This window comes from Streptomyces sp. NPDC059169, assembly GCF_042755225.1.
Classification (GTDB): domain Bacteria; phylum Actinomycetota; class Actinomycetes; order Streptomycetales; family Streptomycetaceae; genus Streptomyces.
Genome location: NZ_JBHZCF010000024.1, coordinates 81,718 through 102,599 on the forward strand (window position 1 = coordinate 81,718; position 20,882 = coordinate 102,599).

16 protein-coding genes and 3 pseudogenes are annotated in these 20,882 nt (G+C 69.3%); 16 read left to right on the forward strand and 3 right to left on the reverse strand.

The genetic code is table 11. The annotated features are described in order from the left end of the window. Positions 1–345: 345 nt before the first annotated feature. From ACFXOM_RS32565 to ACFXOM_RS32580, 4 genes are all read left to right on the forward strand, one after another. Positions 346–1,728 (forward strand): S1 family peptidase, encoded by a 1,383-nt coding sequence (locus ACFXOM_RS32565; protein ID WP_384928799.1) that lies wholly within the window; start codon positions 346–348, stop codon positions 1,726–1,728. A gap of 504 nt (positions 1,729–2,232) precedes the next feature. Beyond that, complete coding sequence (locus ACFXOM_RS32570; protein WP_384928796.1) at positions 2,233–3,300, forward strand: MBL fold metallo-hydrolase; 1,068 nt, start codon at positions 2,233–2,235, stop codon at positions 3,298–3,300. 339 nt (positions 3,301–3,639) lie between these two features. After that, positions 3,640–4,725, forward strand: a complete 1,086-nt coding sequence (locus tag ACFXOM_RS32575) for an S-(hydroxymethyl)mycothiol dehydrogenase (protein ID WP_384947193.1) — start codon at positions 3,640–3,642, stop codon at positions 4,723–4,725. Then, positions 4,725–5,354, forward strand: a complete 630-nt coding sequence (locus ACFXOM_RS32580) for an MBL fold metallo-hydrolase (protein WP_384928792.1) — start codon at positions 4,725–4,727, stop codon at positions 5,352–5,354. The genes ACFXOM_RS32575 and ACFXOM_RS32580 overlap by 1 nt, the downstream gene beginning before the upstream one ends. A gap of 322 nt (positions 5,355–5,676) precedes the next feature. On the opposite strand, the gene ACFXOM_RS32585 is transcribed toward ACFXOM_RS32580, so the two are convergent. Next, positions 5,677–6,279, reverse strand: a complete 603-nt coding sequence (locus ACFXOM_RS32585) for a DUF2867 domain-containing protein (protein ID WP_385040874.1) — start codon at positions 6,277–6,279, stop codon at positions 5,677–5,679. A 93-nt stretch (positions 6,280–6,372) separates the two neighbouring features. On the opposite strand from ACFXOM_RS32585, the gene ACFXOM_RS32590 reads away from it, so the two are divergent. From ACFXOM_RS32590 to ACFXOM_RS32615, 6 genes and pseudogenes are all read left to right on the forward strand, one after another. Further along, a complete protein-coding gene (locus tag ACFXOM_RS32590; protein ID WP_385040877.1) occupies positions 6,373–6,930 on the forward strand; it encodes a TetR/AcrR family transcriptional regulator in 558 nt (185 codons plus the stop codon). A 276-nt stretch (positions 6,931–7,206) separates the two neighbouring features. After that, a pseudogene (locus ACFXOM_RS32595) lies at positions 7,207–10,213 on the forward strand (Tn3 family transposase); the annotation flags it as partial. Positions 10,214–10,331: 118 nt separating this feature from the next. Next, positions 10,332–10,454: pseudogene (locus ACFXOM_RS32600) on the forward strand (site-specific integrase); the annotation flags it as partial. Positions 10,455–10,523: 69 nt separating this feature from the next. After that, positions 10,524–11,456, forward strand: coding sequence for a tyrosine-type recombinase/integrase (locus ACFXOM_RS32605; protein WP_385040925.1), 933 nt, complete (start codon positions 10,524–10,526; stop codon positions 11,454–11,456). Further along, the gene (locus ACFXOM_RS32610; protein ID WP_385040880.1) at positions 11,456–13,609 is read left to right on the forward strand and encodes a tyrosine-type recombinase/integrase; all 2,154 of its coding nucleotides are present in this window, start codon (positions 11,456–11,458) and stop codon (positions 13,607–13,609) included. Before ACFXOM_RS32605 ends, ACFXOM_RS32610 begins: the two co-directional genes overlap by 1 nt. A 5-nt stretch (positions 13,610–13,614) precedes the next feature. Continuing rightward, a complete protein-coding gene (locus ACFXOM_RS32615; protein ID WP_385040883.1) occupies positions 13,615–14,034 on the forward strand; it encodes a DUF6262 family protein in 420 nt (139 codons plus the stop codon). A gap of 31 nt (positions 14,035–14,065) precedes the next feature. Here the strand turns inward: ACFXOM_RS32615 and ACFXOM_RS32620 are convergent, their stop codons facing one another. Beyond that, the gene (locus tag ACFXOM_RS32620; RefSeq protein WP_385040886.1) at positions 14,066–14,617 is read right to left on the reverse strand and encodes a hypothetical protein; all 552 of its coding nucleotides are present in this window, start codon (positions 14,615–14,617) and stop codon (positions 14,066–14,068) included. Between the two features lie 123 nt (positions 14,618–14,740). Next, on the reverse strand, positions 14,741–15,634 hold the full coding sequence (locus ACFXOM_RS32625; protein ID WP_385040887.1) for a pentapeptide repeat-containing protein: 894 nt from the start codon (positions 15,632–15,634) through the stop codon (positions 14,741–14,743). A gap of 344 nt (positions 15,635–15,978) precedes the next feature. Here ACFXOM_RS32625 and ACFXOM_RS32630 point away from each other — a divergent pair. The 6 genes and pseudogenes from ACFXOM_RS32630 to ACFXOM_RS32655 form a co-directional block, all read left to right on the forward strand. Beyond that, positions 15,979–16,202 (forward strand): annotated as a pseudogene (locus ACFXOM_RS32630) (Tn3 family transposase); the annotation flags it as partial. Between the two features lie 99 nt (positions 16,203–16,301). Next, positions 16,302–16,898 carry a helix-turn-helix domain-containing protein gene (locus ACFXOM_RS32635; protein ID WP_385040890.1) on the forward strand — a complete coding sequence of 199 codons (597 nt, stop codon included), beginning with the start codon at positions 16,302–16,304 and terminating at the stop codon, positions 16,896–16,898. Then, on the forward strand, positions 16,895–18,403 hold the full coding sequence (locus ACFXOM_RS32640; protein ID WP_385040893.1) for an MFS transporter: 1,509 nt from the start codon (positions 16,895–16,897) through the stop codon (positions 18,401–18,403). Before ACFXOM_RS32635 ends, ACFXOM_RS32640 begins: the two co-directional genes overlap by 4 nt. After that, on the forward strand, positions 18,372–18,890 hold the full coding sequence (locus ACFXOM_RS32645; RefSeq protein WP_385040896.1) for a GNAT family N-acetyltransferase: 519 nt from the start codon (positions 18,372–18,374) through the stop codon (positions 18,888–18,890). Before ACFXOM_RS32640 ends, ACFXOM_RS32645 begins: the two co-directional genes overlap by 32 nt. A gap of 195 nt (positions 18,891–19,085) precedes the next feature. Next, complete coding sequence (locus tag ACFXOM_RS32650; RefSeq protein ID WP_385040898.1) at positions 19,086–20,090, forward strand: recombinase family protein; 1,005 nt, start codon at positions 19,086–19,088, stop codon at positions 20,088–20,090. Positions 20,091–20,427: 337 nt separating this feature from the next. After that, the gene (locus tag ACFXOM_RS32655; protein WP_385040901.1) at positions 20,428–20,835 is read left to right on the forward strand and encodes a hypothetical protein; all 408 of its coding nucleotides are present in this window, start codon (positions 20,428–20,430) and stop codon (positions 20,833–20,835) included. Positions 20,836–20,882: the final 47 nt, after the last annotated feature.

The window sequence follows — 20,882 nt, forward strand, 5'->3', positions numbered from 1 at the left end:
CGCGGGCAGCCGGTAGTCCTCCTTCCTGCCAACTCCCAGCTCGGCGACGGCACCACCATCGCCAGCACCAAGCCGGTGGTCGTCCTCCCCGCGGGCAGCGGCGTCATACGCGTCACGACCACCGGGTCGGGAAGGTCGAGCTACGCGTACTGACGGCGAACGGCCGGTGCTCCACACAGCGGGCCGGGCGGGCGTGCGTCCCGGCGGGCCCCACCCGTCGCGCACCCGGATCCGTGGGACGGCTGAACAACTCTGCCCGCCGCCACGTATGAGACGGCGGGGGCATCGCATCGCGGGGCCCTGCACTGTTGGTGACACCGTATCGGTACGACCTTGGGGCGGCGGATGAGGCACACACGACGGAACCTCCAGCGGATCGTCCGGCTGGCGGCTGTCGGTGGGCTGGTCTGCGGCTCGCTGATGGTGACGGACGCCATGGCGGGCGAACCGGCACAACCGGGCACGCTGAGCGGGGGCGGTGCGCCGGCCGTCGACCCGGCGGTGAAGCTGATGTCGCAGCTCGGTACGTCCCGCACCGCGGGCACCTGGATGGGGTCCGACGGCCACCGGGTCGTCGCCGTGACCGACGCCGAAGCGGCGACGCAGGTGCAGGCGGCGGGGGCCCGTGCCAAGGTCGTCCGGCACAGCATGGACCGGCTCCGGGATGCGACCGAGGCGTTGCGGCGGGCGCCGAGGGTGTCCGGTACGGCCTGGGCGGTCGACTACGCGTCGAACCAGGTCGTGGTGCACGCCGACCGTACGGTGTCGTCCTCCGACTGGTCGCGCATGTCCGCATTCGCCGGGAGACTCGGCGGCTTCGTCCACATGGAACGGACGAAGGGAGCCTTCACGACCCGGGTGAACGGCGGAGCCGCGATGTTCGGGGGCGGCAGTCGCTGCTCGGCGGGCTTCAACGTGACCGACGGCCGGGACGCGTTCGTCCTGACGGCCGGGCACTGCGGTGTCGTCGGGACCGCCTGGTTCGGCGACCGGAGGGCGGACGAGCTGCTCGGCACCACGGTCTCGTCCAGCTTCCCCGGCAACGACTACTCCCTGATCAAGTACCAGAACGGCGAGCAGCCCGCGGCGCCCGGAATCGTGGAGATCGGCGGCGGCCGGGGTGTGAAGATCACCGGTGTGGCGGATCCGGTGGTCGGACAGCAGGTCTTCCGCAGCGGCAGTACGACCGGGTTCCGCGATGGTCGCGTCACCGCCCTGAACGCGACGGTCAACTATCCCGAGGGCACGGTCAGCGGTCTGATAGAGACCACGGTCTGTGCGGAACCCGGCGACAGCGGTGGACCGTTGATCGCCCAAGGACTCGCGCTCGGGGTGACGTCCGGTGGTAACGGGGACTGCGCGTCCGGAGGCGTGACGTTTTTCCAGCCCGCGACGAAGGCGATGGCGGACCTCGGGGTGACGCTGCCCGGCCAGGCCCCCGCCGGCGCGGGTACGGGGACCGCGCAACAGCCGGGTTCGCAGACGGACCCGTCGGGGGCGAACGCCGGGCCGGGCGGGGCCGGGGGTGCGGCTCCTCCCTCGGCCGGAGGAGCCATCGGGCCGGGGATCGTCACCGGCATCGCCGATGGACTCGGTCCGCTGGGTGCGGTCGGGCCGGGGGTCGGGGTGGTCGGCGCCAGCCTTCTGCTGCTGATCGCCAGTCGCTGGATCCAGACGGCCCAGGGTCGCAAGAACTACCGCGACTACTACTCGCAGACCTGGGCCTGATCGGGTGCACCCCGCCCTGTGAGGCTCCGGCCCGGGGCGGACTGCGGCGGCGTGGTCCGGGCGCACCGTACCGCCGGCCCGGCCCCGGGGCCCAACCGCGGGGCCCGGGGGCCCCGCCGGCCCGGATGCCGGGGGGAGACCGTACCGCCTTCGGCACGACGGACGGCGCGGTGTTCTGACGGTGGGCCCTGGGAGTGCTGCGGCTGCGCCGGTGTTGCTCACCCCGGCCGGTCGATCCCTTCGCGCCGTCAGTGGCCGTACGAGCGGCGCACGTAGGCGTGCTCCGGCACGTCCCGCCTGATGCGCGCCCGGGGCCGACCCCGATCTTCGGGTCACCACCGTCCATGTAGTTGACATATCAATTTTATGGTTCTACCGTCCGAAGGGTATGGATGACGCATCAACTATCTCTGCCCCGCGGGGCCGGAGATGCCGCGTCGGCCCTTCGGTGCCCCTCCGGCCGACGCCTCGTAGACGGCACTGCGGAACAAGGAGATCCAGCCAATGTCGACCACGAACCACGAGCCCCACTCCGCCGGGACTGAGAGCGGGCCGAGCCGCAGGTCGGTCCTCAGGTACTCGGCACTCGCCGCCGCTGTTCCCGCCGTGGGCGGACTGCTGCGGCCCGGTGCGGCCGAGGCGGCGGAGACGGCCTACGACCCCGTGCCCCCCACTGCCCTCGGTCCCGAGATCCCCGCGAAGGGCTACCTCGTCCAGGAGGTCCGGGGAGGACTGTACTGGCTGACCGACGGCACCTACCAGATGATGTTCCTGGTGACCGGGGAGGGCGTCGTCGTGGTCGACGCCCCGCCGACCCTCGGGCACAACATCCTGCGGGCGATCGGTGAGGTCACCGCCAGGCCCGTGACCCACCTCGTGTACTCCCACCACCACGCCGACCACATCGGCGCGGCGGGCATCTTCCCGAAGGGCGTGGTGCGCATCGCCCACGAGCGGGCGCGGCACCTGCTGCGCGAGGACGGGGACCCCAACCGGCCGCTGCCCACCCGGGTGTTCTCCGAGTCCTACCGGCTGGAGGTCGGTGGCAAGGTCCTCCACCTGTCGTACCAGGGGCCCAACCACAGCCCGGACAACATCTTCATCCACGCCCCGGCGCAGCGGGTGCTGATGCTCGCCGACGTGATTTTCCCGGGGTGGGTGCCGTTCAAGGGTCTCGCCGTCTCCTCCGACATCCCGGGCTGGATCAAGGCGCACGACCAGGCGCTGTCGTTCCCGTTCGACACGTTCATCGGCGGCCACCTGACCCGGCTGGGGACGCGCCGGGACGTCGAGGTGCAGCGGGCGTACGTGCGTGACCTGGAACGCTTCACCCGTGAAGCGGCCGCGTCGGTGGATCCCGCGCCGATGTTCGCGAAGTATCCGGGCAATGCCTGGGCCGTCTTCAAGTCCTACCTGGACGCCGTGGCCGAGGAGGCCACCGGCAGGATGCTGCCGACCTGGCGGGGCCGGCTCGGAGCGGCGGACGTCTTCACCCTGGACAACGCCCACGTGATGCACGAGTCGCTGAGGATCGACCACGGCGTCCTCGGCCCGTTCGGTATCCGCCCCTGATTCCGCCGTCCGCCCGGTAGGTCGGCGTCGCGGCGGTCGGGACGTTGCGGCCCCGCCGTCCCGGCTCGTCGCGCCCGGGCCGTGCAAGCGTTCGTCCGGCCTCACTCGGGCGAGGTCCCCACTGGTGCGCGGTCCGCTGCGGCCGGCGGACGCTCGATGCGGGCCGCCGCAACCGCGGCCGGATTGCTGCAGGATGGGTCACGTATCGGGCCACGCCTGGTGTGCGCGGGATCCTTGACCGGGGGTCGGGCCGCTACGATGCTGGTGTTGCGACACGTGAGATCCGTGCCGTAATAAGCAACGCCTGTTCCATCGGTTCAGATCAGTCGAGGAGTGGCCATGACGCACCAGGTCCGTGCTGTCGTCGCGCGGGGGAAAGGTGCCCCCGTCAGCCTGGAAACGATCAACGTACCGGATCCCGGCCCGGGAGAGGCCCTGGTGAAGGTCGAGGCCTGCGGCGTCTGCCACACCGATCTGCACTACCGCGAGGGTGGCATCAACGACGACTTCCCCTTCCTGCTGGGCCACGAGGCCGCCGGTCGGGTCGAGGCGGTTGGCGAAGGCGTCACCGACGTGGCGCCCGGTGACGTCGTCATCCTGAACTGGCGTGCCGTGTGCGGGCAGTGCCGCGCCTGCCTGCGCGGTCGGCCCTGGTACTGCTTCAACACGCACAACGCCAAGCAGAAGATGACCCTCGCCGACGGCACGGAGCTGTCCCCCGCCCTCGGCATCGGTGCCTTCGCGGAGAAGACGCTCGTGGCTGCCGGGCAGTGCACGAAGGTCGATCCCGCGGTGTCGCCCGCCGTGGCGGGCCTGCTGGGGTGTGGGGTGATGGCGGGCATCGGCGCGGCGATCAATACGGGCCAGGTGGGGCGGGGCGACTCGGTCGCGGTCATCGGGTGCGGAGGCGTCGGCGACGCTGCGATCGCGGGGTCCCGGCTCGCGGGTGCGGCGAAGATCATCGCTGTGGACATCGACGACCGGAAGCTCGCCACGGCGAAGAAGATCGGGGCCACGCACACGGTCAACTCCCGGGAAACCGACCCCGTGGAGGCGATCCGGGAACTCACGGGGGGCTTCGGCGCGGACGTCGTCATCGAGGCCGTGGGGCGCCCGGAGACGTACCGACAGGCGTTCTACGCCCGCGACCTGGCCGGGACCGTCGTCCTGGTCGGCGTACCGACCCCGGAGATGAAGCTGGAACTCCCGCTCCTGGACGTCTTCGGCCGCGGCGGCGCGCTCAAGTCGTCCTGGTACGGAGACTGCCTGCCGAGCCGCGACTTCCCGATGCTGATCGACCTCCACCTGCAAGGGCGCCTGGACCTGGACGCGTTCGTGTCCGAGACGATCCCGCTCGACGACGTGGAGAAGGCCTTCGAGCGGATGCACCACGGCGACGTGCTGCGCTCGGTGGTGGTGCTGTGATGTCCGTGGAGATCGAACGGCTCATCACGTCAGGCACGTTCTCCCTCGACGGCGGCACGTGGGACGTCGACAACAACGTGTGGATCGTGGGCGACGACGCGGAAGCGGTCGTCATCGATGCCGCGCACGACGCCGACGTGATCGCAGCCGCTCTGGGGGGCCGTACGCTGCGTGCGATCATCTGCACGCACGCCCACAACGACCACATCGACGCCGCACCCGCGCTGGCCGATCGGACCGGCGCTCCGATCCTGCTGCACCCGGACGACCTGCCGCTGTGGAAGCAGACCCACCCCGGGCGACTGCCCGATGCGGACCTGACCGACGGGCAGGTCCTCACGGTGGCGGGCACCGATCTCAGGGTGCTGCACACGCCGGGCCACGCGCCCGGGGCCGTCTGCCTGTACGCCCCCTCTCTGGGTGCCGTGTTCAGTGGGGACACCCTGTTCGCGGGCGGTCCCGGAGCGACCGGGCGCTCCTTCAGCCACTTCGGCACGATCATCGACTCGATCAGGGACCGGTTGCTGACGCTGCCCGAGGAGACCGTCGTCCACACCGGCCACGGCGACACCACCACCGTCGGTGCGGAGGCCCCGCACCTGAAGGAGTGGATCGACCGCGGCCACTGAGCCCCGAGCCGGCGGCCCCGACGGAGGTTCCCCTCCCGCGCGGACCACGACCGAAAGGTAGTGGTCGCGGAGCCGTCGAGGCGACGTTCCGTGCTTCCAGCCTCCTTCACCGGTCCTGCGGGGGGTGTTGTCCGGGCGGCTGGCGCCGGCACGCGAGCAGGGGCCCACACCCCCGTGGTGGGCCTCTCCTCGCGCACGACATCACCCGAACCCCCACGGGCACGGTCGTCCGCTCCGGAGCCGCCGTGCCCGCGGGGCCGGTGCCCGTGCGCCGGGGTGAGCGCCGGGCCTCGGGCGGCACCCGGCCGTGCCCCGCGCCCGGTCATCCTCGGCGCCTCTCGTCGGCGCTCGCCTGCCACCTGCGTCCGATCGCCCGGAACAGGGCCGGATACACCCCGACGTACCGGAACGGCCTGATGGCTGCCATGTACAGCGTGCCGAACGCGCCGTTCGGCTTGACCAGGACGGCCATCTGGCCGCGGTAGCCGCCGGACTCGTCCGGCACCCAGCCGATGTGCATCACCGCGTGCACGGTTCGGTTGGCCATCTCCGCCGCCCACTCGTCGTGCAGCTGGTAGAGGGAGGAGAAGGGCACCGACTGCGGGTCGGAGCCACGAGGGACCTCCCGGAGGTCGGCAGGCAACCGGTCGCGCAGCGTTCGTACCCGGGCTCCGACGCCGGTGCGCGGCGTGTCCCAGCCGAACCACCTCCCCAGTTTCCAGCGGATCGCGAAGAGCGCACGGTACGCGGGGGAGTCGATGGTGGTCTTGTCGTTCCTGCCGTTCGTGATCTGACGCACCAGGTGGTGGAGGTCGTCCGGCCCGCCCGGTGTCGGGAGGACCCATACGTCCTCGAGGTGGAAGTCGCCGGTGACCTCGTGGATCCGCCAAGGGCGGGATGTGTGTGCGGTGCTGGGGAGTCTCATGAGCTGGCCCCTGTCTATACGATGCCGTATAGAAGAGGTTAGGTCATCTATACGCAGCCGTATAGATGCGGAGAACGTGAGGGGAACCACACCATGGCCCAGGCCCGCACGCCACGCGGCAAGTGGATCGAGGAGGGGTTGCGGGCGCTCACCGCGGGCGGTCCGGAAGCCGTCCGGATCGAGTCGCTCGCCCAGTCCCTCGGTGTCAGCAAGGGAGGCTTCTACGGGTACTTCCGCAACCGGGAGGCGTTGCTCGCCGAGATGCTCGACGCCTGGGAGCGCGAGGTCACCGAGAACGTGATCGAGCAGGTCGAGAGCGGCGGGGGAGACGCCAGGGGCAAGTTGGAACGACTGTTCGCCATTGCCTCGTCCGTCGACGGGGCGATGACCGGCGTCCGGGTGGAACTGGCCGTTCGTGACTGGGCCCGACGGGACGAGGCCGTAGCGGAGCGGCTGCGGCGCGTCGACAATCGACGGATGGACTACCTGCGCTCGTTGTTCGGGTCGTTCTGCCGCGACGAGGACGACATCGAGGTCCGCTGCATGCTCGCCTTCTCGGTTCGGGTCGGCCACCACTTCATCGCCGCCGACCACGGACATCGCAGTCGTGCGGACGTGATGGAGCTGACGAGGAAGTGGCTGCTGAGGTGACGCCGGGCCCCGCCCCCGTGTGGCGGGGCTACCGCCCTTGGGGAGCACGGCCGTTGGTGGCGCCTGCCCCTTCGGGGTGTTCGTCGGCCATCTGCCGGGCTGCGTCTGGAGGGTGTGGCCGCCGGCGTGGAGTGCCCGCAGGTCCGGGTGTGAGTAGTTGGCGTACAGGAAGTCCCGGTGAGAACGATCATGGTCGGTTAGCACACCGCATACGGCTGACGCTGGGGTTCGAGGAAAGATCGCCAGGCGGGCCAGGGCGCTGGCTACGGTCCGCTCGTGCCGGTGGAATTTCTGACCGATGAGCAGGCTGAGGCGTACGGGACGTTCACCGAGGCGTCTACGCGCCCGGAGTTGGAGCGGTTCTTCTTCCTCGACGATGACGACCGTGATCTGATCGCGTTGCGTCGTACGGACGCGCACCGGCTGGGCATGGCGGTGCAGATCTGCACCGTCCGCTACGTCGGCCGGTTCCTGGGCCAGGACCCGCTCGCGGTGCCGTGGGAGGTCGTGGAGTACCTGGCCGGGCAGCTCGGCATCGCCGACGCCGCGTGCGTGAAGCAGTATCCGGAGCGCCGGTCGACGGTGTACGAGCACGCGGGCCAGATCCAGGAGCGCTTCACCTACCGGGACTTCACCGACTGGCGGTGGGGGCGGGAGTTCCGCAGCTTCCTGTACGGGCGGGCGTGGACCCACGCCGAGGGGCCGGTGGCGCTGTTCAACCACGCGGTAACGTGGCTGCGGAGGAACCGGGTGCTGCTGCCGGGGGTGTCGGTGCTGGCCCGGCAGGTGGCAGAGGCCCGTACGGCGGCCGAGCGGCGCCTGTACGAGGCGGTGGCCCGGGCGACGGTCCGGGCTGATGCGGCGCTCGCGCCAGCCTTGGCCGAACTGCTGGTGGTGCCGGAGGGCAAGCGGGTCTCGGAGCTGGAGCGGCTGCGCACGCCGCCAGTGAAGTCGACGGGCACGGCGATGGTCCGCGCGATGGAGCGGGTGGGGGAGCTCTCCGCGTTCGCGCTGGGCCGGGTGAACCTGTCGCGGGTGCCGGTGAACCGGCTGTCCGCGCTGGCCCGGTACGGGCAGCTGAGCAAGGCGCAGACCATCGAGCGGGCACCGGAGGCGGCGGACCGCGCTGCTGACGGCGGTGGTGCGCCAGCTGGAATCGCAGGCGGTCGACGACGCGCTCGACCTGTTCGCGGTACTGATGGCGAACCGGCTGATCAGCCCGGCGCGGCGTGCCTCGGACCGTGAGCGCCTGGCGATGCTGCCGCAGCTGGAGAAGGCAGCCCGCGTTCTGGCGAAGGCGTCGAAGATCATTACCGAGGAGCTCGACCTGGTCGCCGAGCACGAGGCGGACCTGGACGTCGCCGCCCTGTGGGCGGTGGTGGAGGAGGCCGTGCCGCGTACAGTGGTGGCCGGCGCGGTGGCGACCGTCGAGGCCTTGGTGCCCGAGGACGACGGCTCGGCCGAGGCGGCGATGCGCGAGAAGCTGGCCCTGCGCTACAACACCGTGCGCCCGTTCCTGTCCCTGCTCGGCGAGTCGGACGCGCTGGGCGCGGCACCGGCCGGGCGGCGCATCCTCAAGGCTGTACGTCGCCTGCCCGCGCTCTCGCGGCGTCGGGTCAAGGACCGGCCGCTGCTGCCCCGCGAGGTCGACGCCGAGCTGGTGCCGGCGATGTGGAAGCGCGCAGTGTTCTCCAACGCCAAGCTGCCGCAGGGCGCGGTCGACCGGGACGCGTACGTGGTGTGCGTGCTGGAGCAGCTGCACCGCGCGCTGAACCGGTGCGATGTGTTCGCCGCCCCGTCGAACCGGTGGGCGGACCCGCGCGCAAGGCTGCTGGACGGGGCGCGGTGGGAGGCGATGCGCGCGAACGTGCTGGCGGGCCTGTCCCTGACCGAGGACGCCGGCGAGCACCTGGCCCGGCTCGTGAGGGGGCTGGACGCGGCGTGGCGGCAGATGGCCGACCGGCTGGAGGAGGCCGGTGACGACGCGAAGGTGGAGGTCGTCGTCCCCGAGGGAGGCGGCCGGGCCCGCCTGTCGGTGGACAAGCTTGGCGCGGTGGGCGAGCCGGAGTCGCTGACCTGGCTGAAGACCACTACGGAGGCGATGCTCCCGAGGATCGACCTGCCGGACCTGCTGTTCGAGGTCCACTCCTGGACCGGATTCCTCGACTCGTTCGGCCACGTCTCGGACCGGCGCACCCGCACGGAGGGCCTGCTCGTCTCCCTGATTGCGCTGCTGGTGGCGGAGAGCGGCAACATCGGCCTGACCTCGGTCATCGACCCGGAGAACAAGGCGCTGACCCGCTCGCGGCTGTCCCACGTCGACCAGAACTACCTGCGCGCCGACACCCTCGCCGCGGCGAACGCCGCGCTCATCACCGCCCAGTCCCGCATCGAGCTGGCCCAGATGTGGGGCGGCGGGCTGCTCGCCTCCGTCGACGGCCTGCGGTTCGTCGTCCCCGTCAAGAGCATCAACACCGGACCCTCGCCCAAGTACTACGGCTACAAGCGAGGCGTGACCTGGCTCAACGCCGTAAACGACCAGGTCGCGGGGATCGGTGCGATGGTCGTACGGGGAACCCCGCGCGACAGCCTCTACACCCTGGACACGCTGCTGAACCTCGACGGCGGGGTGAAGCCGGAGATGGTGGCGACCGACAACGCCTCGTACTCTGACATGGCCTTCGGCCTGTACAAGATGCTTGGCTTCCGGTTCGCCCCGCGCTTTCGCGACCTCGCGGACCAGAGGTTCTGGCGGGCCGACCTGCCGGACGGCGAGGCGCCGGCCGCCGGGTACGGGCCGCTGGAGGCCGTGGCTCGCAACAAGGTCAACCTCAAGCGGATCGCCACGCACTGGCCGGACATGCTCCGCGTTGCCGGGTCGCTCATCACCAACCAGGTCCGGGCCTACGACCTGCTGCGGATGTTCGGTCGCGAGGGCCACCCCACCCCGCCCGGTGCCGCGTTCGCCGAGTACGGCCGCATCGACAAGACCCTGCACCTGCTCGCCCTGGTCGACCCCGTCGACGACACCTACCGCCGACTGATGAACCGGCAGCTGACCGTGCAGGAATCCCGCCACCGCCTCGCCCGCGCGATCTGCCACGGCGGCCGCGGGCAGATCCGCCAGGCGTACCGCGAGGGCAAGGAGGACCAGTTGGCCAGTCTGGGTCTCGTGCTCAACGCCGTCGTGCTGTGTTATCTGGGGCGGCCGGAGGCCGTCCGCTACGCAGTACGAGTGGACTTCCGGGTGTGTACTGTCCGCTGTCGCGGACGGCGTATCCGGGGTGCGTACGTTACAGCTCGTGACGACCGTAGCCAATCTCTCCGGGTACCGTACGCAACGCCTCACTCTCAGCACTGGCGAGCGGACCTGGACCGTGCTGGGCCGGGACCACCGTGTGGTGGAGCCGGCGGAGGAGTACCTGGAGTACCTGCGGACGCAGAAGGTCTCGCCGAACACAGTCAAGTCCTACGGCCGAGCGCTGGCGCTGTGGTGGCAGTACCTCGACGTGTTCGGGCTGGCCTGGGACTTGGTGACGCTGGAGGACTTCGGGGCCTTCCTGACATGGCTTCGGACCGGCGAAGGCCCGGAGGTGACCGCGCTTAATCCGGGGCAGGCCAGGTTTGCGGAGTCGACGGTCGCGGTGCGCCTGCGGGCGGTGCTCTCCTGCTACACCTACCACGAGCTCAACGGGGTAGATGTCGGACGGCAGCTGCACCGGATCACCCACGGCCGGAGCGGCAACTACAGACCGTTCCTGGAACACATCGCCCGCCGCAAGGGCCGTCGGCGGACCACGATCCGTGTCCGGCAGAAACGCGCCGCAGCCCCGCCCACACTCACTCCGCAGCAGATCGACCGGATCTGCGATGCCTGCGCGTACTGGGATAACGCGGCCCGTGAATGGCGGGGGTCCGTACGCAACCGACTGCTGTGGGCCCTGCTGGCCGAGTCCGGACTCCGCCTGGGCGAGGCGCTCGGGCTGCAACACCGCGACTGGCACACAGGCCGGGGCGACACCCCGTTCATCGAAGTCGTCGCGCGCGAGCACCAGCACGAGGTCCGCGCCAAGAGCGGCTACCGGCGCCTGTATGTCTCCGACGAAGTCGACCGGCTCTACGGCGAGTACGTCTGGCAACTGTGCGAGGCCGGCGCCGACCTGGTCACCGACGACTTCGACGCCTCGTACGTCTTCGTCAACCTCGACCGCGAGCCTCGGTTCGCACCGTGGAAGCCCGACAGCGTCTACGACCTGGTGGACCGGCTTCGCCGCGAGCTCGCCGGGCAGGTCCCGGACGGCTGGACGCCGCACTGGTTCCGGCACACCCACGCCACAGCGCTTCTCCTGTCCGGGGTCCCGATGCACGTGGTCAGCCGCAGACTCGGCCACGCAGACGTACAGACCACGATGAACACGTATGCCCACGTCACCGAGGACGCCGAGCTGCGGGCCGTGGCCGACTGGACGAAACTCACCGCCAGCTGGCGAGCTGCGCTGGACACCGAACCGATCGGACCACGCTGATGAGCGCCAAGCTCCTGCTGGAGAACATGCGGGACACCTCCGGCTACTTTCAGCAAGACGTGCTGGACAGCGCGTGGGCCTCCGTCCCGGAGCGGTTCCGCACGGTCGATCTGGCCTCGGCTGGCCTTGAGCCCACGGACCTCGGCGCCTTCACGCTGGGCAAGCACCAGCACAGCTTCCGGCTCCGCTTCTTCCTGCTGCCCGCTCCGATGGATCGCGAGATGGCCTGGTGCTGCTCGCGCCTCGTCGAACTCGGCGGACGGGTCCCGGTCGGATCCTTGCAGTCGCTGATCAACTCACTGGCCAGAGCGGTGGAGGACCACCCGGACCTACGCGGCTCGCTGATGCGACGCACACCGCGCGAGTGGGAGCGGTCCCTGGCCGCGGCCTACGCACGGCACTACGGCCGCCTACCTGGCAAGGGCTGGGGCCTCAACACCGGGACCGTGCTGCGGCGTTACTACCAGATGCTGTGGACCGCCTACGACCAGCGCCCCTGGTGGCAACGCGAGGTCTGGGATCCCATGCTGGACCCGCGGATCCCCCTGCGGGCCCACGAACCGCTGGGCGACCACAGCCTGTACTTCCAGTCCCTCCAGCCGCTCTGGCTACGGCACGGCTTCCAGTGGTACCTCAAGATCGCCCTGGAGACCGGGGGCCTGACCTGGACCACCGCCCGGGCCCGGCGGTCCGGGATCCAGGTCTTCGGCGACTGGATCACCGGACAGCACCCCGCCCCTCCCACCTGGCTGCGCGATGACCCCGCCGAGGTGAGGGCGTTCATGCTGGACTACCTCAGCCATGTCCGCGCCCAGACCGCCAGGTCAGGGCCGAACCGGGGCAAGCCGCTCTCGGCGCTGCGCGTGAACGACATCATCACCGACGTCGAGAAGTTCTACGCGCACATGACCGACTACCGAGAAACGGCAGCCCGGGTGCTGGAGGAACCGGCCTGGCTGCGGCTGACTCCCTACCACGCCATCCTCTGGCGCCACGGGGAAAAGGGCCGGCCCGCGGTCCAGCCGGAGCGCTGGGAGGTCATCGACGACACCGCGTTCTCCCAGATCATGGCCAACCTCCACCTGCTCGGCGCCCCGGTCGAGGAAGGCGGGTTCGGCGACGAGCAGGTCATGCGGATCATGATGCTCCAGGCCCGCCTCGGCCGGCGGATCAGCGAGATTCGGATGCTCGACCGCGACCCACTGTCCGCTCTGAACCAGCTCACCCGTCCCGACGAGCAGGACGCCGCCGACGGCGCCTTCGTCGCCAGGCTGCGCTACCAGCAGACGAAGATCGATCAGGCGCCGGACACCATCCTCGTCGACGCCGAGGTCGTCGCCATCATCCGCGCCCAGCAGCAGTGGGCAGACACTCACCTCGGGCCCCGCTGGGCGGCGGGCTCGAGCCCCAAGTACCTCTTCCTGGCCCACAAGATGAACCGGAACGCGGACAGGCACTACCCCGTCGAGCGCATCCACCAGACGCTGTCCGAGTTCGCCCGCCGCCTCGGCATCCGCGACAGTGCCGGGCGGCTGGTCGACTTCAACCGCACCCACCGATTCCGGCACACCAAGGCCACCAGCCTCCTGAACGCCGGTGTCCCGCTGCACGTCGTCCAGCGCTACTTCGGCCACCTGTCGCCGGCCATGCTGATGCACTACGCGCAGACCCTCGCCGAGACCCACGAGCGGGAGTTCCTGCGCTACCGGAAGATCACCGCCGACGCCCGGGAACTGGACACAGACCCGCGCGACCTCTACGACATGCTGGAGCTGGACAAGCGCACCGACCGCATCCTGCCCAACGGGCTGTGTCTGCTGCCGCCCCGCCAGGCATGCGCAAAGGGCAATGCCTGCCTGACCTGCGACAAGTTCGCCACAGACGCCACTTTCCTGCCCGAACTCACCGCCCAGCAACAACGCACCGGCCAGCTCATCGAGGAACGGCAGAACGCGTTCACTGCCCGGACCGGGCAGCCGATGAGCGAGGAAAACGTCTGGCTCGCCGGACGCCGCCAGGAACAAGACGCCCTCGGCCGCATCATCCTCAAGCTAGAACAGACCCGCCTCGCCGACGGGCCACCCCAGGCCGTCCGTGGGGCCGGCGTCGACGCCCGCACCGACGCAATCACCCGCAGCCAGGATGGGAGCTGACCGGCATGCGCGGCAACCCCGACAATCTCCGCCAGGCCGCCGCCCGCAAGAGCGCTGCCGCCCAGGCCCGCGCCGAGAAGGGCCTGCGGGAGATGATCCGCCGCGGACAACCCATCACCTTCCGCGGCCTCGCCCAGACCGCCGACGTCTCTCTGGACTTCCTCTACCGCTGCACCGAACTCCGCCGACGTGTCGAACAGCTGAGGTCCCAGCAGCGAAGCCACCCGCCGCGGCCGACCACACAGCCGCCACACGACTCGCCCAGCAGCGTCGTGCGCACCCTCACCGCCCAGCTCACCGAACTCAAGCGGCAGCACCGTGACGAGGTCCAGGCCCTGAGGCAGGCCCTCGAAGCCGCCCAGAGCGAGAACCTCGAACTGCGACGCCGCCTTGGCCCCCGGCACACCGCCCGCCCCGAGCCCTGATCTTCTGATTCTGTGCCCAGTGCCCGGATTCCTATCGTTTGACGCGCCCGCGAATGGCCAACACCATGAGGGCCAGAAGGAGCGCTCCGAGGAGTCGACTGACCATCTCGATATAGGTGCCCCAGGTCGTGAGATTCTGGCCACTGGAGCGGAAGACGGTCGAGTTCACGACCACACGCACGGCCTTCTCCGTGCGTTTCCAACTGAACCGGTCAGCTATGGCACTGTTCAGGACCGGGTCCGGGGTGTCGATGATGAGGGCCACTTCGCGGCCGGCACTGGCCTGGGTTCCAGTGACCTGAGGCTTGGGGTCGCTGTTCGGCAGCCCCCAGAGCATCAGCGCGAGCACGGTGGCGGTGACCGTGACAGTCAGCCAGCAGAATGCTCGCGAGGCACGCAGGCCGTATCCCGACAGTGCCCAGTACATGTGCAGGAGCCAGCGTTCCGTACGGGTGGTGCCACGGCCGTCGCGGCGGCGGTCGCGGCGGCGCATTTCCATCTCGCCGTAGTAGAAGTCGGCGGCACCTGGTTCGTTTTTGCCGTCCTCGAACGCCTTGCGGAGCTGCCGATACACCACCACCAAGGCCGCCGGACCCGGCGGCCTATAGTCCGGGCCCTGCGAATGAGGTGTCCACCCCTCCCGCGCCGGGACACGTCCTGCCTGAGCCCGCCAGTGATGTTCCTCAGCGAGCACCTGCCGCCTGGTCTACCGCACCGGCCGCAGACCCCAACGCACCCCCTTGGGCGGGGCATCGAAGTGGCACTCACCCTCCAGACGGAGCTGATCCAGATGGTGCGCGCCAGAGAAGGTACACCGACGCAGATCGACGTCTGTCAGTACAAGCAGGGCCGCGTCGACCCGGAGCACAGAGAGCACAGAGGCAGTCGCCTCTGGCCGATTAGCGAGGTCCGTCGGCAAAGGGCCACGATGTCGGGCATTGGAGACCACGGTGACCGGATGCGCCAAGACCGCTTCAGACAGATCCACCTCCGCATAACTCACCCGGAGCGTGGCGGGACCGTCGAACCTCGTCCCGACACAGGACATTCGCTCGGCAGCCACCTCCACCGTCACAGGACCGGCGAACTCGACGTGGTCCAGACTCAGCCGCCCGCTGCAGGCCAGCGGACCAAGAGTTCGGGCGGTCTCGAACCTCGCCCTGCCGAAGTGCCAGGTGCAGTTTCCCGAACGGGTGAATTGCGCTCCGCTGAAACGCGCGTCGCCCATGAAGGTTGCCTTGCCGAAGTCGGCGATCTCGCCGTTGAAGGTTGCCTGGTCGAAGCTGGCCCAATAGTTGAAGGTTGCCTCACCGAACGACACTTGATCTTCGAAAGTCGTTCCGATGAAGGCGCCACCTCCCTCGAAGGCCGCTTGACCGAAACGTGCGTTGCTCCCGAACACCGCCCCCATGAACAACGCACCTCCGGCGAAGGTTGCCTGATCGAACCGCGCCCAGCCCGTGAACCTTGCACCGGTGAACTCGGCGGTATCCATGAAAGTCGCGTTTTCAAACTCGGCGCCGCCCAGGTGGGGCACACCGGTGGCAGGATCCCGGACCGCATTGAGCACATCGTTGAGCAGCTCCGGAGTGAAGGTCACACCAGGGGCGTGGATGTCCGCTCCGGGACGAAGAGTAGACAGATAGGCGCCGAGGGTGGCGGTGTCGAGATGGGCAAGGCATACGCCATGCCCCGGAAGCACGGGTGCATCGCAGCCTCCTGAGCCGTCTGCAGGATCAGCGCCGTGTCCACAAAGAGCCGGTGGCTGCGGGACGAGGGACGGTGTCGGTGCGGTTATGTCGTACACGACGGCCAAGCTACCTCTGCAGTGGCTCACCATAGATGGTTCACCAGTCGTGATCGCTGCTGAATGCCCTTACGGACGCGACCGTAAGCGTTCTAACTGCAGAAATAGAACGCTTTCACCTGTTTGCTCCGGATACCCTGTGGAACACCCGCTACCTGGACGCTGCCGTCGCCCGGCTCCGCGCCGAGGGACACGACATCAAGGGCGAGGACGTCGCCCGCCTCTCCCCGCTCAAGGACCGGCACATCAACTTCCTGGGACGCTATCTGTTCAACATCAAGGCCAGCGCCCCGGCCAGGGCCTGCGCCCTTTCCGCGACCCCGATGCCGCCGAGGACGAGGACGACGAGGTCCTGGGCTGATCGGTCCACCGGGAGTGCTTGACTGCTGTGACGAACTCGGCGTCGAACCCTTTCCCGCCGGGGTGGACCACTTCTCACATGTGGGATATTCTCCCGATTATGAAAAATCCGGAGGGGCGATCGTCCCAGAATCCCAGTCCCGAGGATGTGGAGGCCCGTTTGGCGGCCCGGCTTGCAGGGCTGCGGACGGAGCGTGGCTGGTCGCTGGATGACTTGGCAGGGCGCGCGGGCGTGAGCCGTTCGACGCTTTCGCGGCTGGAGCGGGCGGAGATCAGTCCGACGGCGGCGTTGCTGGGCAGGTTGTGCACGGCGTTCGGGCGGACGATGTCGCAGTTGCTGGCCGAGGTGGAGTCCGAGCCGCCGCAGTTGGTGCGGTCCGGTCGGCAGTTGGTGTGGCGGGATGAGGCTTCGGGCTTCACACGGAGGTCGGTGTCACCGCCTCATCCAGGGCTGCGCGGTGAGATCGTCGAGGGGGTGCTTCGGCCGGGCTCGGATGTCTCCTACGAGGAGCCGCCCGTGCGGGGACTGGAGCAGCACATCTGGGTGCTGGAGGGGGCGCTGGAGGTCACCGCGGGTGGTGTCGAGTACGAAGTCGGGGCGGGGGACTGCCTGCGTTTTCGACTGTGGGACCGTTCGCGGTTCCGCTGCCTGGGACCTGATCCGGTCCGCTATGCGCTAATGATCGTCCTGCCGTGATCACAGGGCGGGCGCAGGGCACAGTCGGTCAGCGTGATCGGGCCGTCCTGATGGCTTGTGCGGCAGCGGGCTTCACGACCCTGCTGGACAACTCTGCGCTCAACGTTGCCCTGCCGTCCCTGCGGCTGTCGCTGGCGGCTGACGTGCACCAGATGCAGTGGATCGCTGCGGGCTACTCGCTGATGTTCGCACTGACGCTGGTTCCTGGCGGTCGGCTGGGCGATACCCACGGGCGCAAGCCGTACTTCGTTGCCGGCATGGCCGTGTTCGTCTTCGGTGGCCTCCTGGCTGCCGTCAGCTCTGACGCCTGGCTACTCGTCGCCTGTCGACTCGTGCAGGGAGCCGGGGCCGGCCTGGTCAACGGCCAGATGATCGGCATCATCCAGGACAGCTTCACGGGCCCCGCCCGGGCTCGTGCTCTGGGCGTGTACGCGGCAGCGGCGAGCATTGCCGCCGCGCTGGGGCCGGCTCTCGGCGGAGCACTGATCGCGATCGCCGGCCCGGATCCGGGATGGCGCCTGGTCCTCGTCCTGGCAGCGCCCTTCGGCGCCGCCACTTTGGCGCTTGCAACACGTTGTCTGCCTTCTGCCGCAGCACGCAACGCACGGGCCGATGTCGATGTGCGAGGGGCACTCCTGTTCGCTGCCACCACACTCGCCGTTCTCCTGCCCCTGGTCACATCACTGCGCGGAGCCGGCCTGGCCTACTGCGCAGCCACCGTAGGCGTGCTGGCTGTTTTTGCCGTGCTCCACCATTGCCGCACCATCCGCATCGGCGGCATACCACTCATCGCTCCCGCACTGCTGCAGCGCGCCCCGTACCTGGCCGGGGTCACTATCGCGGCGACGCAGTTCGGCGCGCAGATGGCGGCTTCCCTCGCCTTGACGATGTTTCTGCAGGACGGCCTGGGCTTGTCCGCGATGTCTGCTGCAGCGGTGATGCTGCCCATGGCGCTGGCCATGGCCGTCACCTCAAGCCTGGCCGGCCGCGCGGCGGACCGATTCGGCCCCCGCCTCGTCACCGCCGGCATCACCCTATCCGTGTGCTGCCTCCTGGGCGCCGGTGCCGCCGCCCAGCACGCCTGTCCACGCGTCCTGCCCTTCCTTCTCGGCGGCACCCAACTCGCACTCGGTGCCGCAGTCGGTCTACTCACCGCCCCGCTCCAAGCAGAGGTCCTGCGCCATGCGCCGCCCCGAACAGCCGGAGTGGCCGGAGGACTCCTCCAGATGGGCCAGCGGCTGGCCGCCGCCGTGTGCGTAGCAGCCATATCCGGCCTGTACCTGAACGACCGCCCGAGCGCCCTGGCCGAACTCCGCCTTGCCTACGGGCACGCCGTCGTGGCCTGTGCGTGCATCACCAGCCTCGGTCTGGCACTCCGCCTGGCCACCCGCCACCTCAGACCCCCAAACGAACCCGCACCACCACCCACACCCCTGACCATTGCCGCCCCCGGCGCACCAAAGGAACCCGCCCGTGCACACCGTCACCCGTCTGCTCCCCGATAACTTCCGGACCAGCGTCAAGGACCTGGCTGCCGTACTCGCCGACGCCGTCACCGACGGCGCCTCCCTCGGCTTCCTCAGCCCCTTCGACGAGGACGCGGCAGCCGCCTGGTGGCACACCCAGCAGCCGGCGGTAGACGAAGGCAGCCTCATCGTCTGGGTCGTCCAAAGCCCTTACGGCATCGCAGGCACCGTCAGCCTGGCCTTGAACCGCAAGCCCAACGGCCGGCATCGTGCCGAGATCGTCAAGCTCATGGTCCACCGCGATGCCCGTGGACAGGGTCTTGCCCGTGACCTCCTCGCACAGGCCGAGCAAGCCGCAGCCCAAGCCGGGGCCAGCCTCCTGCTACTGGACACCCAAACCGGCAGTGCTGCGGAACGCCTGTACCAGAACACCGGCTGGACCCGATACGGCATCGTCCCCGACTACGCAGCCGACCCAGCAGGCTCCCTCCAAGACGGCAGCTTCTATTACAAGCAGCTCACTTGAACCCAACTCGGGCCATCGGGCACCAACCGGCCACCGCCGCAGCTGAAAGCTCCTCTCACATACGGTCCTTTGCGCGAGCAAGATCAATCACGGGTCGCCGGACCCGCCGCCCCCGGATTTACTCGCAGAACCCGCTCTCACTCAAAAGTGGGAGGGGCCCCTTCTGAGACTTGCATTGTGCGAAAATCCGGGCTCATGACGGACCCTCAGCAGCCTGCCCCGGCCGACCGGTCAGACGCCGATGACGTCGAACAGCACTCCTGTCCGAAGTGCGACGCGCAGCCCGGCTCGCCGTGCCGCTCGCGCGGCGGCGCGGTCGCCTCCGCCTACCACACCCGCCGCTTCACCCAGGTCCCCCGTTTGAAGAAGGAACTGCGGGTGCCGACCCCCGCCGACCGCGGCCCGGGTCGGCCGTGGCGCCCGGGCACTCCGCCGCCGGCGCCGATCGACCCGGCCCTGCCGAGCACGGACATCCGCATCGGCTACGCCCGCTGCTCGACCCTCGGGCAGGAACTCGCCTCCCAGCTCGACGCTCTCGCGGGGCACGGCGTCCCCAGGGAAAAGGTCTTCGCCGAGAAGATCAGCACCCGTATCCGCGTACGGCCGAAGTTCGAGGAGGCGCTGCGGACGGCGCGGGAGGTCAAGGCGCACGCTCCGCACTGCCGGGTCATCTTCACCGTGTACGAGATGAAGCGGCTCGGCCGCGACGCCGCCGAACTCACCGCGCTCGCCGACCACCTCACTGCCCACGGCCTGGTCCTGGAGATGCTCGCCGGGCCCCTGCCCGGCATCTACGACCCCACCGGCCCGGGAAAGCTGCTGTTCGCGTTCTTCGCCGCGATGGCGGAGACCGAGCGGGAGAACATCCGCGAGTCCACGCTCGAAGGGCTCGACACCGCGGCCCGCAAGGGCAAGCACGGCGGCCGGCCCCCGGTCATCACCGACGACATGCTCCACACCGTGATCCGGCGCCGCGCGGGCGGCGAGTCCGTCGAGCAGATCCAGCCCGACCTGATCATCCGCACCGGCAAGCGCAAGGGACAGAACCCCTCCGTGGCCAGCATCTACCGAGCGCTCGCCGAACACTCCAAGCGCGAAAAGTACCCCGAAGCCGTCGAACAGGCCCACACCGACTTCGCGGCCCTCCAGACCCACGACGTTCCCCGACCCCGTCCGGACGCCGCAGCGCTCAGCTCGTAACCATGATCGTTCTCACCGGGATTTCCTGTACGCCAACTACTCACACCCCTGGAGGCCCGCGAGTTCACGGAAACTGAAGGGCTCTCCGTGGGAACCCGAGGGCGGACGGTCGTGTTTTCGTGGGTTCGTGCACCGGGTTCATGCGAACACGCGGGGTGGGTGCCGAGCGGGCCCACCCCTGGGTGCCTTCCCTGAAGTCGGTGCTGACACCGTAGGAGTCATGAGAGCAGAAGGAACGACACCGGAACCGGAAACCTCTGTGCAGAGTGGGCTCACAACTCTGGGTGAGGTGGCGTGTCGTTATCAGGCGGATGAGATACGCCCGGAGGATCTGCCGATGATCGCTGCTGAGGCGCTCGCAGCCGGACTGGACACCCCGACATTGTGCGAGCTCGCCGGTTGGCCTCGCAACGCGGATGCCCGCGATATTCGCGAAGCGTTCGAGCAAGCACTTACCGAGTCCGGGATCGGGCTGCCGGATCGGGGCCTGGCGCGGCGCCACGCTCTGCGCCGGATGGCGGCGAGACTCATCGCTGGAGAGATAACTCCCGCCGACTTGGCGACGGACGACTGGTGGGAGACGGAGGTCGAGACCGCGGCAGAGCAATCGTTCGTGGCGCTGATCCCGCAATGCGATTGCTGCATCGAGTACACGTTGAGGCTTGACCAGCAGACGTGGGCGGCCCAGTTGCGGAATGCTGCCCTCGCCCTGACATCGTCTCCGCCGATCGACCCCGGATGCTGACTCTGCCTGGCGTGCTCATCCTCAGCAATGGAGTGGACCGGTCAAGC